Annotated in this window: 12 protein-coding genes; 4 read left to right on the forward strand and 8 right to left on the reverse strand. The window is 72.4% G+C overall.

The window, feature by feature from the left end:
- Window positions 1-429 precede the first annotated feature (429 nt).
- Window positions 430-1,428, forward strand: coding sequence for a hypothetical protein (locus ACIOMQ_RS02320; protein ID WP_362208017.1), 999 nt, complete (start codon window positions 430-432; stop codon window positions 1,426-1,428).
- A gap of 4 nt (window positions 1,429-1,432) precedes the next feature.
- On the opposite strand, the gene ACIOMQ_RS02325 is transcribed toward ACIOMQ_RS02320, so the two are convergent.
- A complete protein-coding gene (locus ACIOMQ_RS02325; RefSeq protein ID WP_402187923.1) occupies window positions 1,433-3,136 on the reverse strand; it encodes a DUF6350 family protein in 1,704 nt (567 codons plus the stop codon).
- A gap of 125 nt (window positions 3,137-3,261) precedes the next feature.
- Here ACIOMQ_RS02325 and ACIOMQ_RS02330 point away from each other — a divergent pair, with 125 nt between their 5' ends.
- A complete protein-coding gene (locus ACIOMQ_RS02330; protein WP_402187638.1) occupies window positions 3,262-4,722 on the forward strand; it encodes a helix-turn-helix domain-containing protein in 1,461 nt (486 codons plus the stop codon).
- A gap of 231 nt (window positions 4,723-4,953) precedes the next feature.
- Here ACIOMQ_RS02330 and sucD read toward each other — a convergent pair whose 3' ends face one another.
- The 6 genes from sucD to ACIOMQ_RS02360 form a co-directional block, all read right to left on the reverse strand.
- Window positions 4,954-5,838, reverse strand: coding sequence for a succinate--CoA ligase subunit alpha (gene sucD, locus ACIOMQ_RS02335; RefSeq protein WP_362207996.1), 885 nt, complete (start codon window positions 5,836-5,838; stop codon window positions 4,954-4,956).
- A gap of 21 nt (window positions 5,839-5,859) precedes the next feature.
- Window positions 5,860-7,041, reverse strand: a complete 1,182-nt coding sequence (gene sucC, locus ACIOMQ_RS02340) for an ADP-forming succinate--CoA ligase subunit beta (protein WP_362207993.1) — start codon at window positions 7,039-7,041, stop codon at window positions 5,860-5,862.
- Window positions 7,042-7,370: 329 nt separating this feature from the next.
- Entirely contained in the window at window positions 7,371-8,693 is a 1,323-nt protein-coding gene (locus ACIOMQ_RS02345; protein ID WP_402187640.1) for a VWA domain-containing protein, read from the reverse strand.
- On the reverse strand, window positions 8,690-11,287 hold the full coding sequence (locus tag ACIOMQ_RS02350) for a DUF5682 family protein (protein WP_402187642.1): 2,598 nt from the start codon (window positions 11,285-11,287) through the stop codon (window positions 8,690-8,692). The genes ACIOMQ_RS02345 and ACIOMQ_RS02350 overlap by 4 nt, the downstream gene beginning before the upstream one ends.
- Window positions 11,284-12,396, reverse strand: a complete 1,113-nt coding sequence (locus tag ACIOMQ_RS02355; RefSeq protein WP_362207987.1) for an AAA family ATPase — start codon at window positions 12,394-12,396, stop codon at window positions 11,284-11,286. The genes ACIOMQ_RS02350 and ACIOMQ_RS02355 overlap by 4 nt, the downstream gene beginning before the upstream one ends.
- Window positions 12,397-12,507: 111 nt before the next feature.
- Window positions 12,508-12,963: a hypothetical protein gene (locus ACIOMQ_RS02360; RefSeq protein ID WP_362207984.1), complete on the reverse strand. Its 456-nt coding sequence runs from the start codon at window positions 12,961-12,963 to the stop codon at window positions 12,508-12,510.
- 133 nt (window positions 12,964-13,096) lie between these two features.
- On the opposite strand from ACIOMQ_RS02360, the gene ACIOMQ_RS02365 reads away from it, so the two are divergent.
- On the forward strand, window positions 13,097-14,533 hold the full coding sequence (locus tag ACIOMQ_RS02365; RefSeq protein ID WP_402187645.1) for an SWIM zinc finger family protein: 1,437 nt from the start codon (window positions 13,097-13,099) through the stop codon (window positions 14,531-14,533).
- A gap of 74 nt (window positions 14,534-14,607) precedes the next feature.
- A complete protein-coding gene (locus ACIOMQ_RS02370; protein WP_401753537.1) occupies window positions 14,608-16,221 on the forward strand; it encodes a DUF5691 domain-containing protein in 1,614 nt (537 codons plus the stop codon).
- Window positions 16,222-16,697: 476 nt separating this feature from the next.
- Here the strand turns inward: ACIOMQ_RS02370 and ACIOMQ_RS02375 are convergent, their stop codons facing one another.
- Window positions 16,698-17,111, reverse strand: coding sequence for a cobalamin B12-binding domain-containing protein (locus ACIOMQ_RS02375; RefSeq protein ID WP_266415302.1), 414 nt, complete (start codon window positions 17,109-17,111; stop codon window positions 16,698-16,700).
- Window positions 17,112-17,404 lie beyond the last annotated feature (293 nt).

Below are 17,404 nucleotides of genomic sequence, written 5' to 3' on the forward strand. Positions count from 1 at the left end.
GCAGAGCGACGCTGATTTGTATGGTCGTACGAAAGAATCGAGCCCCTCGATACGGGGAACTCTACGAACGGGCCGACCGTCAGCAACGATACCGGCACCTCGGAAAACCCCCACGGGACGGGGGTGAGAGGCCCCGGACCGACTCCGGATCGACTGCGAGCAGTCTGATGATCGGCCTCTGATCGGCGGCTGGTTGGCCTCTGGTTGGCCTCTGGTTGGCCCTTTGATCGGCGGCTGATTAGCGGCTGATCGGCGGCTGATCGGCCATGGGACCGGCCGGGGGAAGGCGTGGGAATGTCCGGGGAGCGGTCATCGGCCGCACGGCGCAGCCGCTCCCAGCTTTCGGCCCCTCCTGGCCGGGAGGTAGCGTCAGGGGACAGGGAACCGTCCGCAGGGCGGAAATGACGAGATGGGGAAGACGTTCACCATATGCCGGACCGACGCCGCCGCACCGCCTTCCGCCACCCGCTGCCCGAGCGGACCTCGCTGCTGCTGCGAGAGCGCCAGTCCCCCACGGGCCCTTCTTCTTCCGGCTCCCCCGGTTCTTCCGGCACCTCCGGTGCTTCCTCCGGCTCCTCTCCTTCGGGTTCGCCGTCCGACGACAACCCGTTCGCCCCGCCGCCCGAGAACCGGCCCGACCAGCCCTGGCAGCCCCGCCACCCCTCGAACACCGGAAACGGCAACGGTGGCAACGGCGGGAACGGCCAGGGGCACGGGGGCCGGGGCAACGGCGACGGGTCGCCCGAAGGCGATTCCTCCGGCGACCGGCCGGTCTGGGGCGGCCAGTGGAGCAGCCGGCAGCCCGGCCGCCAGAGCGGCGGCTTCGGTGGCCGTCCCGGAGGCCAGGGCGGGCCGAACAGCCAGGGCGGCCCCGAGGGCAACCGGGGCGGCCTGCGCTGGGATCCGACCGATCCCGCCCAGCGCCGTGCCCGCTACGCGCTGCTCTGCGGCATGTGGGCCTTCTTCTTCGCGCTCTTCGACTTCCCGGAGATCGCCCTGCTGCTCGGCGCACTCGCCGTGTACTGGTCGATCAGCTCGCTTCGGGCGAAGCCGAGGGACGCGTCCGCACCGGGCGCCGCCGCCCGGGTCCCCGGAGCGGGCGCGGTGTCCGGTACGCCGGCTCCCGGCCCCCTTCAGGGTTCCGGTTCCGGTCATGTCCCCGGGTCCGCGACCGGGCCCGGCGGTGCGCCCGGGTCCGCGCCCGGCGCTCCCGCCCCGGGCTACGGCAGGCAGCAGACCACCGCCGCGGTCAGCGGGTTGGTGACGGCTCTGCTCGCGCTCTCGATCGTCGCCACGACGTTCACGGTGCAGCTGGTCTACCGCGACTACTACACCTGTGTGAACGACGCCCTGACCAAGTCCGGCCAGCTGGCCTGCAACGACCTGCTGCCGAAGCCGCTGGAACCCTTCTTCGGCGTCAAGAGCTGACACCTCACGCACTGCCGGACGGCCCGGCCTCCTCGGGAGGCCGGGCCGCCGTCGGTTCGTGCCAGGGTTCGGTCGGCAGGAAGTCGTACGGCTCCGCGTTCCCGCCCTCACTGCCCGCACCACCCGTCGCGGACGCCGCCCTGACACCGCTCGCCGTGGCGGATACCCGGGGCCCGGAGGCGCGTACGGGTACGGGCACCGTTCCGGATGGGGACGCCGTTCCGGACGCGGGCACCGTTCCGGACGCGGGCACCGTTCCGGACGCGGGCACCGTTCCGGACGCGGGCACCGGCTCGGTCCGCTCGCCCGTGTCCCGGCGCCCGGACCGCGTCCACCACCTCCGGCCACCGCCCCCCGGTTCCTGAGGCAGCTGCTCGGGGGCCTCCCCGGGCCCCCGGACCGCGGGTGCCCCTTCCGCCTCCGCCGTCTCCCGCGCCGGACCCCGGCCGCCGCCCCGCAGCCGCCAGGCCCGCACCAGGAGCGCTCCGGGAACACCGAGCAACACCGTCCACGCCAGTGCCGCCGCACCGGTCAGCCACCACGACGGACCGAACTCCGCCAACGCCCGGGTGCCGAGCGGTCCTCCCGCGGCGGCGGCCAGCACCGCCGTACCCACCCCGCACCCCAGCGCCCCCAGCCCGGCCGTCAGCGCGGTCTCCCACGGGCTCCACGCCTCGTCCCGTCCGGCGTGGACGGGCGCGGCCCGCCGTACCGTGAACCAGGCGACCGTCACCCCGGCCGCGACCGGCACCGCCGCGGCCGCCCAGTTCAGGACCGTCCCCGGACCCTGGTCCGGGACCGCGGCGAGCAACGGGAAGACGGGCAGCGCCGGGCGCCCCGAGAACGCGAGCGGGGTGGCCGTGGACGCCGTACCGAGCGCGAAACCCGGCCCCATTCCGTAGGCGGCGCCCCACACCGCCGCGTTCGGCACCAGCACCAGCGCGAGCAGCAGCACCGAGACCCGGCCCGCCCAGTCGCCCGAGAGGTGGACGAACGACTGCTGCGCCGCCGACGCGTGCCACACCAGCCCCACCGCGACGAGCAGCACCCCACCGCCGAGCAGCGCCGCCACACCGGCCGCGGCCGACCGGCAGGCCGTGTCGGCGCGCTCCCTGAACCGGGAACGCGCCAGCTCCTCGTGCAGGCGCACCGGCGCCCAGGACGGCGGCGGCCCGATCGGGTGCCCGGATGCCGTCCAGACCCCGGCCCCCGCCGCGGCCGCCACCACAAGGGCTGCGGGGAAGAGCAGCGACGGGATCTGCACGGACAGCGAACCGCCCCGCGCGTAGAGCGCGACGGCGCCACCGATCAGCAGATATCCGCCGGTGACCAGGGCGAACGCACTCGCCGCCGAGGGCGCCGAACGTCCCTCGTCCGCCTCCAGGGCATCCCGGGACGCGCGGTGCACCAGCCACACCGGCACGACGGTGAGCAGCAGCGGAACGAGGCCGACCGGGGCGGGTGTTCCGCCGAGCGTGTCGGTCCTGATCAGCTCGGCACCATGGGCGAGCAGCCAGAGCCCGGCCGCCGTATGGAGGGCCCCGCCGGGGCCGTTGTCGGGGGCCGGAGAGCTGATCCACAACACCATGACGAGCACGGTGAGCGCACTCAGCCCCAGTCCGGCCGCGAGAGCCCCGCGCAAGAAGGTGAACGCCAGCCCGGCGGACCTGGCCCGCTCTGCCGACAACGAAGGGGTGCCTTCGGTCACTTGGGTCACACCGCCATGCTCCCAACGACACGCGCTTATTCCGTGTAACGGGCGAACAGCCGTTGTGTCGCTCAATATGCGTTTATGTACTTTTTTGCTCAGCGCAGGTCCACGGGGGTTCGTTCATGACGCAGAGCTCGACCGATGCGGCCGCCGCCCTTCCGCTCCCCTCCCCCACGGAACGACGCAGGCTGCGTGAGGCGAAGTCGCTGAGTGAAGAGCAGGTCGCGATGGCGGTGGGCGTCACCCCGGCCACAGTCCGGTCCTGGGAGACGGGCCGCGCCACGCCCCGGGGGCGACAGGGCGAGGTGTATGCCAGGCTGATCAGCGGCAGCCGGACGGGCCCGCAGGCCACGCCTCCGAACATCCGGACCAAGTCCACCGCCCCGAACACGCGGCCCAAGGCCGCCGCCAAGCGGGCGGCCCGCCCGGCGACGCCGACGACGGTCGCGAGGTGGTCCAAGCCGGTGACGTCCACGAAACCGCCGTCCCATACGCCGACCCGTATGCCGACCCCCGTCGAAGCCACCGGGAGCGCCGCCATGGCCCCGACCGAGCCCGGCACCACCCCAGATCTGCCCGGCACATCCGGCACACGTGAAGCATCTGATGCCCGTGAAGCAACCCTGGCACCGGAGTCACGGAAGTCACGGAAGTCACGGGAGTCCCGGGAGTCACGGGAGTCACGGGAGTCACGGGAGTCACCCGGGTCACCGAAGACACCGGAAGCACCGGAAGCGGCAGAGGCAGCAGCCGAAGCAGCAGCCGAGGCGGCGGTCGCGGCCTTCGATGCCTTGTACAAGCACTACGCCGCCACCCTTTTCCGCCAGACGTTCCTGCTGACCGGGCGCCGGGGCCTCTCCCACGAGTCCGTCGCGCGGGCCTTCGCGCTGGCCTGGGAGCGCTGGCCCGAGGTCGCGGTGGACCGGGATCCGGTGGGCTGGGTACGGGCCGCCGCGTACGAGTACGCGATGTCGCCCTGGCACCGGCTGCGCCGCACGCACCGCCGGCTCGACCCGCCCCCCGCTGAACCCGGTGCGCGCGCCCTGCTCGGCGCGCTGCTCGACCTGCCGCCCTCGTACCGTCGCACCCTGCTGCTCTACGACGGTGTCGGCCTGGACCTGCCAGAGACCGCGGCGGAAACGGAGGCCAGCACTCCGGCGGCGGCGAGCCGACTGATGAACGCACGTGCCGCGGTCGCCGAGCGGCTGCCCGAGCTGGCGGAACCGTCGTCCCCCGCGGAGCAGTCGGCGCTCCTGCATCAACAGCTCGGCGCACTCGCGGGGGCCCAGACTCCCGCCTCGCTCCCCTCGCCCGACGCGATCCGTACGGACAGCGAGCGCAGGGCGCAGCTGTGGACGAGGGCGGTCATCTCCTTCACCCTGCTGCTCATCGGGCTGACGCTGTTCACCCTGGCGACGGCTCCGACGCGCTACGAGACCCCGGAGTCACCCGCTCGGCAGGTCGAGGGGGTGCCGCCACGAGGCGGCCCGCAGAAACTGACGCCTCAGGACCTGAACCTGCAGAGGCAGCTGCACGGCGAGCTCGTACAGGGCCCGGCCCGGCTGCTCCCCGAGCCCGGCTGAACACGAACGAGGGCCGACCGACGGACAGACCCCGGACAACGACACGGCCGAAGACACAGCCGGAAACGCGGCCTGGGCCACGGCCACGCGGAGAGAAACGGAATCGCCGCGCGGCGAGGCGCGGCGAGAGACGGCGCGGGCCCGTACCCCTGACCGGGGTACGGGCCCGCGCCGTCTGTGCGGTGACGCGATACTGCGGTGCTGCTCCGACGCGGTGAAGCGATCAGGCGATCAGGCGCCGAGGATCTCGCGCGCCAGCTTGGCGGTCTCGGTCGGCGTCTTGCCGACCTTGACGCCGGCGGCCTCCAGGGCCTCCTTCTTCGCCTGCGCGGTGCCGGAGGAGCCGGAGACGATGGCGCCGGCGTGGCCCATGGTCTTGCCTTCGGGGGCGGTGAAGCCCGCGACGTAACCGACGACCGGCTTGGTGACGTTCTTCGCGATGAAGTCGGCCGCACGCTCCTCGGCGTCGCCGCCGATCTCGCCGATCATCACGATCAGGTCGGTCTCGGGGTCGGCCTCGAACGCCGCGAGGGCGTCGATGTGCGTCGTACCGATGACCGGGTCGCCACCGATGCCGACGGCGGAGGAGAAGCCGATGTCACGGAGCTCGTACATCATCTGGTAGGTCAGCGTGCCGGACTTGGACACGAGACCGATACGGCCGGGCTTGGTGATGTCGCCCGGGATGATGCCGGCGTTGGACTGACCCGGGGTGATCAGACCGGGGCAGTTCGGGCCGATGATCCGGGTCTTGTTGCCCTTCGAGCCCGCGTACGCCCAGAAGGCGGCGGAGTCGTGGACGGCGATGCCCTCGGTGATCACGACGGCGAGGGGGATCTCGGCGTCGATCGCCTCGACGACCGCGGCCTTGGCGAAGGCCGGCGGCACGAAGAGAACCGACACGTTCGCGCCGGTCTTCTCCATCGCCTCGGCGACGGTCCCGAACACGGGAACCTCGGTGCCGTCGAAGTCGACGGACGTGCCGGCCTTGCGCGGGTTCACGCCGCCGACGATGTTGGTGCCGTCGGCGAGCATGAGCTTGGTGTGCTTCATGCCGGTGGCACCGGTCATCCCCTGGACGATGACCTTGCTGTCCTTGGTGAGGAAGATTGCCATGGTGTTGGAGTCCCTCGTCCCTTACTTCGCAGCCGCGGCGAGCTCGGCGGCCTTGTCGGCCGCGCCGTCCATGGTGTCCACGCGCTGAACGAGCGGGTGGTTGGCGTCGGAAAGGATCTTGCGACCCAGCTCCGCGTTGTTGCCGTCGAGGCGCACGACCAGCGGCTTGGTGACTTCCTCGCCCTTGGACTTGAGCAGCGCAAGCGCCTGGACGATGCCGTTGGCGACCTCGTCGCACGCGGTGATGCCACCGAAGACGTTGACGAAGACGGACTTGACGTCCGGGTCGCCGAGGATGATCTCCAGGCCGTTCGCCATGACCTCGGCGGAGGCACCGCCACCGATGTCGAGGAAGTTGGCGGGCTTCACGTTGCCGTGGTTCTCACCGGCGTACGCGACGACGTCCAGCGTCGACATGACCAGACCGGCACCGTTACCGATGATGCCGACCTCGCCGTCGAGCTTGACGTAGTTGAGGTTCTTGGCCTTGGCGGCGGCCTCGAGCGGGTTGGCCGCGGCCTTGTCCTCAAGCGCCTCGTGCTCGGGCTGACGGAAGTCGGCGTTCTCGTCGAGAGACACCTTGCCGTCCAGCGCGAGGATGTCACCGGAGGCGACCTTGGCGAGCGGGTTGACCTCGACGAGGAGCGCGTCCTCGGCGACGAAGGTCTTCCACAGCGTCACCATGACCTCGGCGACCTTCTCGGCGACCTCGGCCGGGAACTTCGCCTGGGCGACGATCTCACGGGCCTTCTCGATCGTGACTCCGGAGTTGGAGTCGACCGGGACCTTCGCGAGGGCCTCGGGGGTCTTCTCCGCGACCTCCTCGATGTCCATGCCGCCCTGCACCGAAGCCATGGCCAGGAAGGTGCGGTTGGTGCGGTCGAGGAGGTACGAGACGTAGTACTCCTCAAGAATCTCCGGCGCGGTCTCGGCGATCATCACCTTGTGGACCGTGTGGCCCTTGATGTCCATGCCGAGGATGTCGGTCGCGCGGGCGACCGCCTCGTCGGGAGTGGCGGCCAGCTTGACGCCGCCGGCCTTGCCGCGGCCGCCGACCTTCACCTGCGCCTTGACGACCGACTTGCCGCCCAGCCGCTCGGTCGCCTCGCGGGCTGCCTCAGGCGTGTCGATGACTTCACCGGCCAGCACCGGTACACCGTGCTTGGCGAAGAGGTCCCTCGCCTGGTACTCGAACAGGTCCACGCGCGTCCGTCCCTTAATCAATGGTCTCGCGGTTCGTTTTCTGCGTGGGCGTGCCGCGAGGGGCAATGTGACTGCTCTGTCACTAGGAAGGCGCACAGGGTGACCCGGGGTACGCGGCATGTCCATCTCGCAGGTTATCCCCGCGCTCCGCAGGACCCTAAATCGCAGATCCCACCTGAGCGGTGATTACGGTCACAGACCCCGCCGAGGGCCGGGGAGCGGTGGACAACACAGCACCGCGCGGTGCCCGGGGACGGGCCCCGGACGGGCGAGGAGCGAGCCCCCTTCACCAGCGGCGCGAGCCCCGTTCCTCGATTCCCCGACGGGCCTCACCGAGGGGTCTCCTTGTCCGGTACGGGAAGCGGCCTTTTCTCGATCGCCGCCGCCATCACTTCCGGGAAGAGGTCCGGCGTGCATGCGAACGCCGGGGCGCCCAGAGCCCCGAGGGCCGCCGCGTGGTCGCGGTCATAGGCGGGAGCGCCCTCGTCGGACAGTGCGAGCAGCGTCACGAACTGCACGCCGGACGCCTTCATCGCGGCGACCCGCTTCAGCATCTCGTTGCGTATGCCGCCCTCGTACAGGTCGCTGATGAGTACGACGACGGTGTCGGCGGGCCGGGTGATCCTCGACTGGCAGTAGGCGAGCGCGCGGTTGATGTCGGTGCCGCCGCCGAGTTGGGTGCCGAAGAGTACGTCGACGGGGTCGTCGAGTTGGTCGGTGAGGTCGACCACGGCCGTGTCGAAGACGACGAGTCTGGTCCGCAGGGTGCGCATGGAGGCGAGCACCGCGCCGAAGACGGAGGCGTAGACGACGGAGGCGGCCATCGATCCCGACTGGTCGATGCAGAGGATGACGTCCTTCTTCACCGACTGCGCGGCCCGCCCGTAGCCGATGAGCCGCTCGGGAACGACGGTGCCGTACTCCGGGAGGTAGTTCTTGAGGTTGGCCCGGATGGTGCGGTTCCAGTCGATGTCGTGGTGGCGGGGCCGGTTGATCTTCGCCGAGCGGTCCAGCGCGCCGGTGAGTGTGGCCCGGGTGCGGGTGGCGAGCCGCTTCTCCAGGTCGTCGACGACCTTGCGCACGACCGCTCTGGCGGTCTCCTTCGTCGTCTCGGGCATGGCCTTGTTGAGCGAGAGGAGCGTTCCGACGAGATGGACGTCCGCCTCGACGGCCTCCAGCATCTCCGGTTCGAGGAGCAGGGCGGAGAGGCCGAGCCGGTCGATCGCGTCACGCTGCATGACCTGGACGACGGAGCTGGGGAAGTACGTGCGGATGTCGCCGAGCCAGCGGGCCACGGAGGGGGCGGAGGCCCCGAGTCCGGCCGAGCGGTTGGTCCCGCCCCGGCCTCCGGATCTGCCTCCGCCGCCGTAGAGCGCGGTCAGTGCGCCGTCCATCGCGGCGTCGCGGCCGGTGAGGGTGCAGCCGGTGCTCTCGGCGCTGTCGCCGCCCAGGACCAGACGCCACCGTCGCAGCCGTTCGTCGTCGGCGGGTCCGGGGCGCGCGCGGCCGGGGCGCACCGGGTGGTCCGCCGGGCCGGGCGCCGAGCCGTGAGCCCGGTGCGGTGCGGTGTCGGCCGTGTTCGTGATCACCCCGTGGCCGTTCGTGATCACCTCTTGGTCGTTCGCGGTCGTCTCGTCGCTGTTCATGGTCATCCCGTCGCCCCCAGCGGTTCCTCGACGATCCCGGCTCTCTCGTCCGTGCCTGCGCCAGTGTCGGTGCCGATGTCGGCGTTGGCGTCGGCGTTGGTTTCGGCGTTGGTTTCGGTTTCGGTGGAGGTGTCCAGGCCGAGCAGGAGGCGCAGGACCGGGACCACCGCGTCGGCTCGGGCTCCGTCGAGTCCGGGGCCGAAGCCGGGTGCCGCCGCCACGGTGCCGTCGGTTCCGGCCGCCGGGCCCCCGGTGGCCGGACCGCGCCGTACGAGCTCGCCCAGCGTGCGCCGCACGCCCGCTTCGTACACCGAGAAGGTGCGGCGCAGCAAGGGCAGCACGTCGGCGAAGGTGTCGGCGGGAACCCCGGTGAGCCAGGCGTCGACCAGGCCGAGCAGTCGCTCGTCGTGGACGAGGAGCATGCCTCCCCCGGCGGCTCCGCCGACGAACCCCTCGACCCAGGCCGCGGCGTCGGCCGGAGGTGTGCCGGGCGAGAGGGCCAGGCCCATCAGCCGTGCCGCGTCGTCCTCAGCGAGCCGCCCCTCGTCGAGCAGCAGGCGGGCCGCGCGGCCCCGGATGACGCCCGCGACCGTGTCCCGGGTGGCGAGCTTGTGCAGTACGGCGGTCCAGCGTTCGCGCAGCCCGTCCCCGTCGGTGTCCGTTCTGACGGCCCCGGTGAGCAGGCCGATCGCGGTGTGGACCCCGTCCACCTGGCGGCGCAGTCCGGCGGCGCCGTCGGCGTCGAGTCCGGTGCAGGCGGGCGGCAGTCCGACACAGATCCGCTCGGCGAGCCCGGCCGCGACCTCGCCGAGCGCCGCGGTGTCCGTGGACCGCACGTCGCCGTAGCGCAGGGTGCGGGCCAGCGCGGGCAGGGCATCGGCGAGATGCCCGACGTCGGCGTCGAGCGCGGCACGGTCGGCGAGGGCCCGCATCACCACGGGCAGCGCGTCGGGCAGGTCCGCGAGGAGGCAGTGCTCGGCCAGCGCGGTGACGTCGGCGAGGCCGGTCGCCGAGGTCGCCTGGAACCCGGCCTTGGCGGTCGCCGCGGAGAGCACGGTGGTGCCCCAGGTCCCGGCCTCCGCGACCTGTACGTACAGCTCGGGTTCCCAGCGCAGCCGCCAGCTCTCCCGGAAGGTGCCGGTGCCGGCCCGGCCGGTCGTGGGCTCGCCCCAGCCGACGGCGAGGATCCGCAGCCGGTGGAGCAGCCGGCTGCGGGCCGCGTCGGTGTCCTTGCGCAGATCGAGCTCCAACTCCCGCTCAAGCGCCTCCGGTTTGAGCCGGAGCGTGCGCTGAAGCCGGGTGAGGTCACGCTGCAGGGGTACGGCAGGGGCGGCCTCCGGTACTTCGCCGAGCGTCTCGCCGACGATCAGCCGGTCCTGTACGAGCGCGAGCGGCACGTCGGACCCCTCGCACATCACGGCCCTGATCGCATCGGTGGTCTCGCTCAGCCCGGCGAGCGGCCGGCCGCGCATGGCGGCGAGGGTCTCGGCGAGCCGGACAGCCTCGATGACATGGGCGGACGAGACGAACCGGTCCTCGTCGCGCAGGAGGCCGGCGACCTTGGTCATCCACCGCTCGATCGGGCGGTCGGTCGCGTCGAAGAGGTGTCCGTACCAGCCGGGCGAGTCGATGCCCGCCCCGTAACCGCTGTGCCGGGCGAGCCGGCGGTGCGACCAGGGCACCCAGGTCAACTCGGTCTTGACCTTGGGCAGCCCCTTGAGCAGGGCTCGGTCGGCGGCGAGTGTGGTCCTCGTGCCGAGAGCGGGCACATGCCAGGCGCCGCAGACCACGGCGAGGTCGTCGCCGAACTCCTTCACGGCCTTGCGCAGTTGGATGCGCATGTACGCCTCGCGCACGGCGTCCCGAGGATGGCCGCCGTCGCCGTACACCTCGCGCAGGGCCGTCATCGCCTCGGCGAGCACGGCGAACGGTGCCGGCGGGTCGGCGGCCGCACCGTCCTGGGTGCGGTGTTCGACGACGTCCTCCCACCAGCGCTCCGGGTCGTCGTAACCCGCCGTTTCGGCCAGTACGCCGATGGGGTCGACCGGGACACGCGCAGGCGAGTCGCCGACAGGCATCCCCCCGCCCACGTCCCCTGCTCCGTCCCCGTTCCGGTCTTTGTCCCTGCCCCGGTCTCCGTCCCCGTTCCGGCCCCTGCCCCTTTCCCCGTCCCCGTTCCGGTCCCTGCCCCTCTCCCCGTCCCTGTCCCCGTTCTCGTCGACACCCCCGTCCTGGCCGTCCCGGCGTTCCGCTGCCTGTGTCATGGCCAGCGAATGCGCCGCGGGCAGGTCGATGAAGCGGACCGGCACGTCGTGCGCCAGCGCCCAGCGGATCGCGACCCATTCGGGCGAGAAAGCGGCCAGTGGCCAGAACGCCGCCTGCCCCGGATCGTCCACGGCGTGGGCGAGCAGCGCGACCGGCGGCCGCATCTGCTCGTCGGCGGCCAGCGGAAGGAGCGCGTCACCCTCCGGGGGCCCCTCGATGAGCACGGCCTGCGGGCGGGCGGCGTCCAGGGCGGCACGGACGGCACGGGCCGAGCCCGGTCCGTGGTGCCGCACCCCCAGCAGCAGCGGTCCGCCGGGCCGCGCGGCCCGGGTCATGCGGATACCTCGCGGCAGGCACGGTAGAAGTCCTTCCACCCGTCCCGCTCCCGGACGACGGTCTCCAGATACTCCTGCCAGACCACCCGGTCGGCCGCGGGGTCTCGGACGACCGCGCCGAGGATGCCCGCCGCCACATCACCGGGGCGCAGTACTCCGTCGCCGAAGTGTGCGGCCAGTGCCAGGCCGTTGGTGACGACGGAGATCGCCTCGGCCGTCGACAGCGTCCCCGAGGGGGACTTGAGTTTGGTGCGTCCGTCGGCGGTGACACCGTCGCGCAGCTCGCGGAAGACGGTGACGACGCGTCGGATCTCGGCCAGGCCGTCGGGCGCGGCCGGGAGGTCGAGCGAGCGTCCGATCTGGTCGACGCGCCGGGAGACGATGTCGACCTCGGCATCGGGGGTCTCCGGCAGCGGCAGCACGACGGTGTTGAACCGGCGGCGCAGCGCGCTGGACAGCTCGTTGACCCCGCGGTCGCGGTCGTTGGCCGTGGCGATGACGTTGAAGCCGCGAACCGCCTGGACCTCCTGGCCCAGTTCGGGAACGGGGAGCGTCTTCTCCGACAGGATCGTGATGAGCGAGTCCTGTACATCGGCGGGGATACGGGTGAGTTCCTCGATCCGCGCCGTCATGCCATCGGACATGGCACGCATGAGCGGGCTGGGCACCAGGGCGTCGCGGCTGGGGCCGTGCGCGAGCAGTTGTGCGTAGTTCCAGCCGTAGCGGACGGCTTCCTCCGGGGTGCCCGCCGTGCCCTGGACGAGCAGTGTCGAGTCGCCGCTGACGGCGGCCGCGAGGTGCTCGGACACCCAGGTCTTGGCGGTGCCGGGAACGCCGAGGAGCAGCAGGGCCCGGTCGGTGGCGAGTGTGGTCACGGCGACTTCGACGAGGCGGCGCGGGCCGACGTACTTGGGCGTGATCACCGTGCCGTCCGGGAGTGCGCCACCGAGCAGATAGGTGGCGACGGCCCACGGGGAAAGCTGCCAACGGGCGGGCCGCGGGCGGTCGTCGGCCGCGGCAAGGGCCTTCAGCTCGTGGGCGAAGGCGTCCTCGGCATGCGGTCGCAGGGCCTGTACGCCGTCGGTGGCGGTGGTTTCGGACACGGTCATGGATCCCCCTCCAGATCGGTCGACCTGATGTGGTTCCCACCGTGCACCATGGCACTGACAATCGGCCCCGACCGCAGGTCAGGGCCGATTCGGCCGCTACGGGCGGAGAGTTCAGCCCGCTACCGGCGAGACCGCGACGCAGCCGCCCGCGGCGATGAGCCCCTCGCCCTCGGCCTCCTTGATGACCTTGCCCTTGTGCGTGATCGAGCAGGCGACGTCGGCCCCGCCCTCGTCCAGGGCGATCGGCGTGACGGCGGGCGGCATGATCCCGCGCAGTGTGACGGTCTTGCGCCACGGCAGGGTGGGTGACTCGACGGTCTCGACCTTCGGTTCCATGGCCTTGCCCCCGCCCCCGTGGAACTGGATCTCGTCGACGCCCGTGCCGGTGACCTCGTAGGTGACCTCGTACGTCTCGTCCACGGCCTTGTCCACCTGGTCGACGGCCTCGGAGCAGGCACCGAGGCCCAGGGCGAGGCCGAGGGCGACCGCTGCGCAGAGGACGGTGCGCGCGGTGCGGACGGTACGGAAGTTGTGATTGGTGCGGACGTTGCGAACGGTGTGGCTCATCGGTTGATCCCCCCGGATCCAGAGGTCGGAAGCTCGCAGCGAATCGCAAAGCAAAGGTAAAGTCAAACTCTGCGCGGGACGACGAATCAGCAGGTCAGATTGATTGTCAGTGGTGGGCTCTACCGTCGTTCCCATGCTGCTATCTCACGGGGGAGAACCCTTGCGCACCGCCGGACCGGTGGCGCGCTGGACGGTGGAGCAGGTCCTGGCACTGGCTCCTGACGACGCATCACGCAAGGCGGGGAGCAAGCTCGGTTCGGCCGGTCCGTGGTCGGGCGGCGGGTGTGACGGTCCGGGTGCGGTGTGGGGGCTGTGCAAGGGGAGCGGGAGCAAGCCGTATCAAACGGTGGTCGACACCACCGGCCCCGCGTACAAGTGCAGTTGCCCCAGCCGGAAGTTCCCCTGCAAGCACGCGCTGGGACTGCTGCTGGTCTGGGCGTCCGGCGAATCGGCCCTGCCTGCGGGCGAAGTCCCGGACTGGGCCGGTGAGTGGCTGACGGGCCGTCGTGAGCGTGCGGCACAGAAGGGGGAGCAGGGCGGGCCGGCGGCGGGCGGCGCCTCGGTCGCGGGCCCGGCCGACCCGGAGGCGGCCCGGCGGCGGGCCGAGCGCCGGGCCGGGCGGATCACCGGTGGAGCGCAGGAGCTTGAGCAGCGGCTGGCGGACCTGCTGCGCGGCGGTCTGGCGGCGGCCGATCAGTCGGGATACGGGCTCTGGGAGGAGACGGCGGCCCGCATGGTCGACGCCCAGGCGCCCGGACTGGCCGCCCGGGTACGGGAGTTGGGCTCCATCCCGGCTTCCGGTCCGGGCTGGCCGGTACGGCTGCTGGAGGAGTGCGCGCTGCTGCATCTGCTGGACAGCGCCTGGCTGGGAATCAGCCGGCTGCCGGAACCACTGGCGGCCACGGTGCGTACCCGTGTGGGGTTGACCGCTCCCGCCGAGGGGCCACCGATCCGCGACCACTGGCTGGTCCTCGCGCAGTACGACACCCCGGACAGCAGGATCGTCACGCGCCGGATCTGGCTCTACGGGAGGGAGTCGGGCCGTACGGCGCTGCTGCTCTCCTTCGGGGCGGCCGGGCGCTCCCCCGGGCTGGCCCTGCCGGTGGGGGTGACGATCGACGCCGAGATCACGCTCCATCCGGGCGCGGGCCGGCTGCGGGCGGAGCTGGGGCGGCAGTTCGGTGTCCCGTACCCGGCCGCCACACCGCCTCCGGGCGGCACGGCGGCGACCGCGATCGGCGCGTACGGAGACGCCCTGCGGGACGACCCCTGGCTGGACGCCTGGCCGGTGACGCTGCGCGAGGTCATACCCGTGCCGTCCGGGGACGGCTGGCAACTGGTCGACGCGACGGGCGAGGCCGCCCTGCCCCTCGCTCCGTCGGCGTTGTCCCGGCCCGGGCTGTGGAAGCTCGTCGCGCTCTCCGGCGGCTCCCCGGTCACGGTCTTCGGTGAATGCGGCCACCGCGGCTTCGACCCGTTCGCGGCCTGGTCCGCGGACGCGGACGGCGCCGCGGGAGGGGCCGGGATCGGCGGCGCCGACACGACGTCCGAAACGGTGCCGCTCATCTGACGCCGCATGCGAAGGACGCGAAGGATTTGAAGGGCTCGAAAGGTCCGAAAGGCTCGAAGTCCGAAGGGGGACCAATGCCTCGTACCACCACACCCGCGCCATGGGAAGACCTCGTCACCTCGGCGCTTCTCGGCACCGACCGCCGCCCGGCCGAGGGGGACGGCGGACCGGCCGGACTGCTGGATGCGGCAGCGCTCCACACCGTGCGGCGCAGAGCAGGGCTGCTGCCCGCCTCCGCCGCCCCTCGGCCCGAGCCCGCGCCCGCCGACCCGAGGCCACCGCTGCCCTCCGCCGCGCGACGCAGGCTGGCCCAACTGCTCGCGGACCGGTCGGCGGCGGGCGGCTCGGGCGGTCGGCGCGGTGCGGCTCCCGATCTCACGGAGCTGATCCCGCAGTGGCTGGCCACCGCCAACCAGCACGGCTTCCGAGCCCCGGCCGCACTGCTCCCGCCCCTGCTCGACGCGGCCAGGTCCCGTACCGATCTACGGCCTCAGGCCCTGGCCTTCGCCGGGCCGCGCGGACTGTGGCTGGCCGGGCTGAACCCCGAGTGGAAGTTCGCGCTGCGCGGCTCGTCCGGCGGCTCGTCGCTGCCCGACGTCACGGAGCAGGAAGCGGTCACCCGGCTGTGGGAGGAGGGTCTGTTCGCCGAGCGGGTCGCCCTGCTCGGGGCCGTACGGGCACATGATCCCCGCGCAGCGCTCGCGCTGCTCGCCACCACGTGGCCCACCGAGCGCGCCGAGGACCGGCTGATGTTCCTCGATTCGCTGCGCACGGGTCTGTCCACCGTGGACGAGGCATTCCTGGAACAAGCCCTCTCCGACCGGAGCCGCAATGTGCGCTCGACGGCTGCCGAACTGCTGTCCGCGCTGCCGGAGTCGGCGTTCGCCGGACGGATGGCCGCCCGTGCGACGTCCTGCGTGGGCCCGGACCTCTCGGGTGACAAGGCATCCGTCGCCGTGGAGGCCCCGCACGAATGCGACGCCGCGATGGAGCGCGACGGCGTGGTGGCGGTGCCGCCGTCCGGGCGGGGCGAACGGTCCTGGTGGTTCGGCCAGTTGGTGGAGGCGACCCCGCTCGCCACCTGGCCTGCGCGGTTCGGCGGCCGCACCGCGCAGGAGGTCGTCACCCTGCCGGTGGCCGACGGCTGGGCCGAAGAGCTGCACGCGGCCTGGTGCCGGGCAGCGCTGCGGCAGCGGGATCCGGAGTGGGCCCGCGCGTTGCTCGGCGCCCCGTCCGTCCCACCGTCGAGCGGCCCCGGCACGGCGTCGCTCGCCGAGCGGTCGAAGCTCCTCGCCATACTTCCCGCGGCCGAACGGGGCGGATGGGTCGCCGACTTCATCGCGGCACACGGGCTGTCGGAGGCGTTCCAGCTGCTCGGGGTCTGCCCGACGCCCTGGTCCGAGCCACTCGGCCGCTCGGTCGTCGACGCGCTGGACATCGCCCGGGACGCGGGCAGCTATCCCTGGAGCTTCAGCGGCGTGATGGGCCTGGCCGAACGCTGCCTGAACCCGGCCGAAGCAGACCGCCTGGAAGTCCTCACCACCACCCCGGACGAACCGGAGGACGCCTCACCGGGCGCGAACGGTTACTGGTCGGAGGCCTTCCAACGACTGGTCTCCACGCTGCGGCTGCGCGCGACGATGGAGCGGGAGCTGACACCGGCATGGGAGGAACCGATACCGGCCTGAAACGAATCACCGGACTTCCACCGGGGGAGAACAGACGCGCCCCGGCTGAGCGCGCCCCCGGCTGAGACAGATCCGCGGACGCCGGACACGGGACACGGGACGCCGGACGCCTGGGCACGGGGCCAGCCGTCGAGGCGCCTGGGCAGGAGGCACGGGCGAGCCGGGCAGCCGGTCCCGGGCGAGTTGCTCCGAGCCTGTCAGCCGGGGGCGGCGGCCCGGCCCGGAGCAACCGGCCCTGGGCGGTCGGACCGGGGGGCGGACCGGGCCGGCCGACCGAGGGGTGGCTGGCCCAGGGTGGACCGGGCGGCCCTGGCCCCGGAGGGGCGCCCCAGGGTGGCCGGCTCAGGGCGGCTGGCCCAGGGTGGCCGGACCGGACAGCCCTGACCTCGGGGGGCCGACCCAGGGGGCCAGCCCAGGGCGGTCGGACCGGCGGGCCGGGTGGACCGTTGCCTGGGGGTGCCTCGGGGTGGTGGGGGTCAGGCTTCGGCGGGGTGACGGACGTTCGCGTTGACCCAGTCGACGATCGACGCCGTCGTCGCGCCCGGGGTGAAGATCTCCGCGACGCCCTGGTCCTTCAGCGGCGCGATGTCCGCCTCCGGAATGATGCCGCCGCCGAAGACCTTGATGTCCTCCGCCTCGCGCTCCTTCAACAGCTCGATCACCTTGGCGAAGAGCGTGTTGTGCGCACCGGAGAGGATCGAGAGGCCGATCGCGTCGGCGTCCTCCTGGATCGCGGTGTCCACGATCTGCTCGGGCGTCTGGTGGAGCCCGGTGTAGATGACCTCCATACCGGCGTCTCGCAGCGCCCGCGCGATCACCTTGGCCCCACGATCATGGCCGTCCAGGCCCGGCTTGGCCACCACCACACGAATCGGACCGGTCACACCCATCACTGCCTCCACATGCGTCTCCCGTGCCTGTAGGGCCGGGGATGTGAACGAACGTTATCTACAGCATCCCGCAACCCGCCGTTTCACGGTGGACGGGGAGGGGGAAATCACACGTGGGACATGTTCACCGGGCGCCGTTCCCGTTTGACGCGGCTCACCTGCCGTGCGGGACCGGCCGCCAGGGGAGCCGCTGCGAGGTCGCCGTACCACCGCGCCGCCAGCCGCGCGGCACGGTGGTACGGCCCGTCGGGCCCATGGGCATCGGGTCCGGCGGCCAGCCGTCCGTCGGTCGC

Source organism: Streptomyces sp. NPDC087845, assembly GCF_044742755.1.
Taxonomy (GTDB): Bacteria; Actinomycetota; Actinomycetes; order Streptomycetales; family Streptomycetaceae; genus Streptomyces.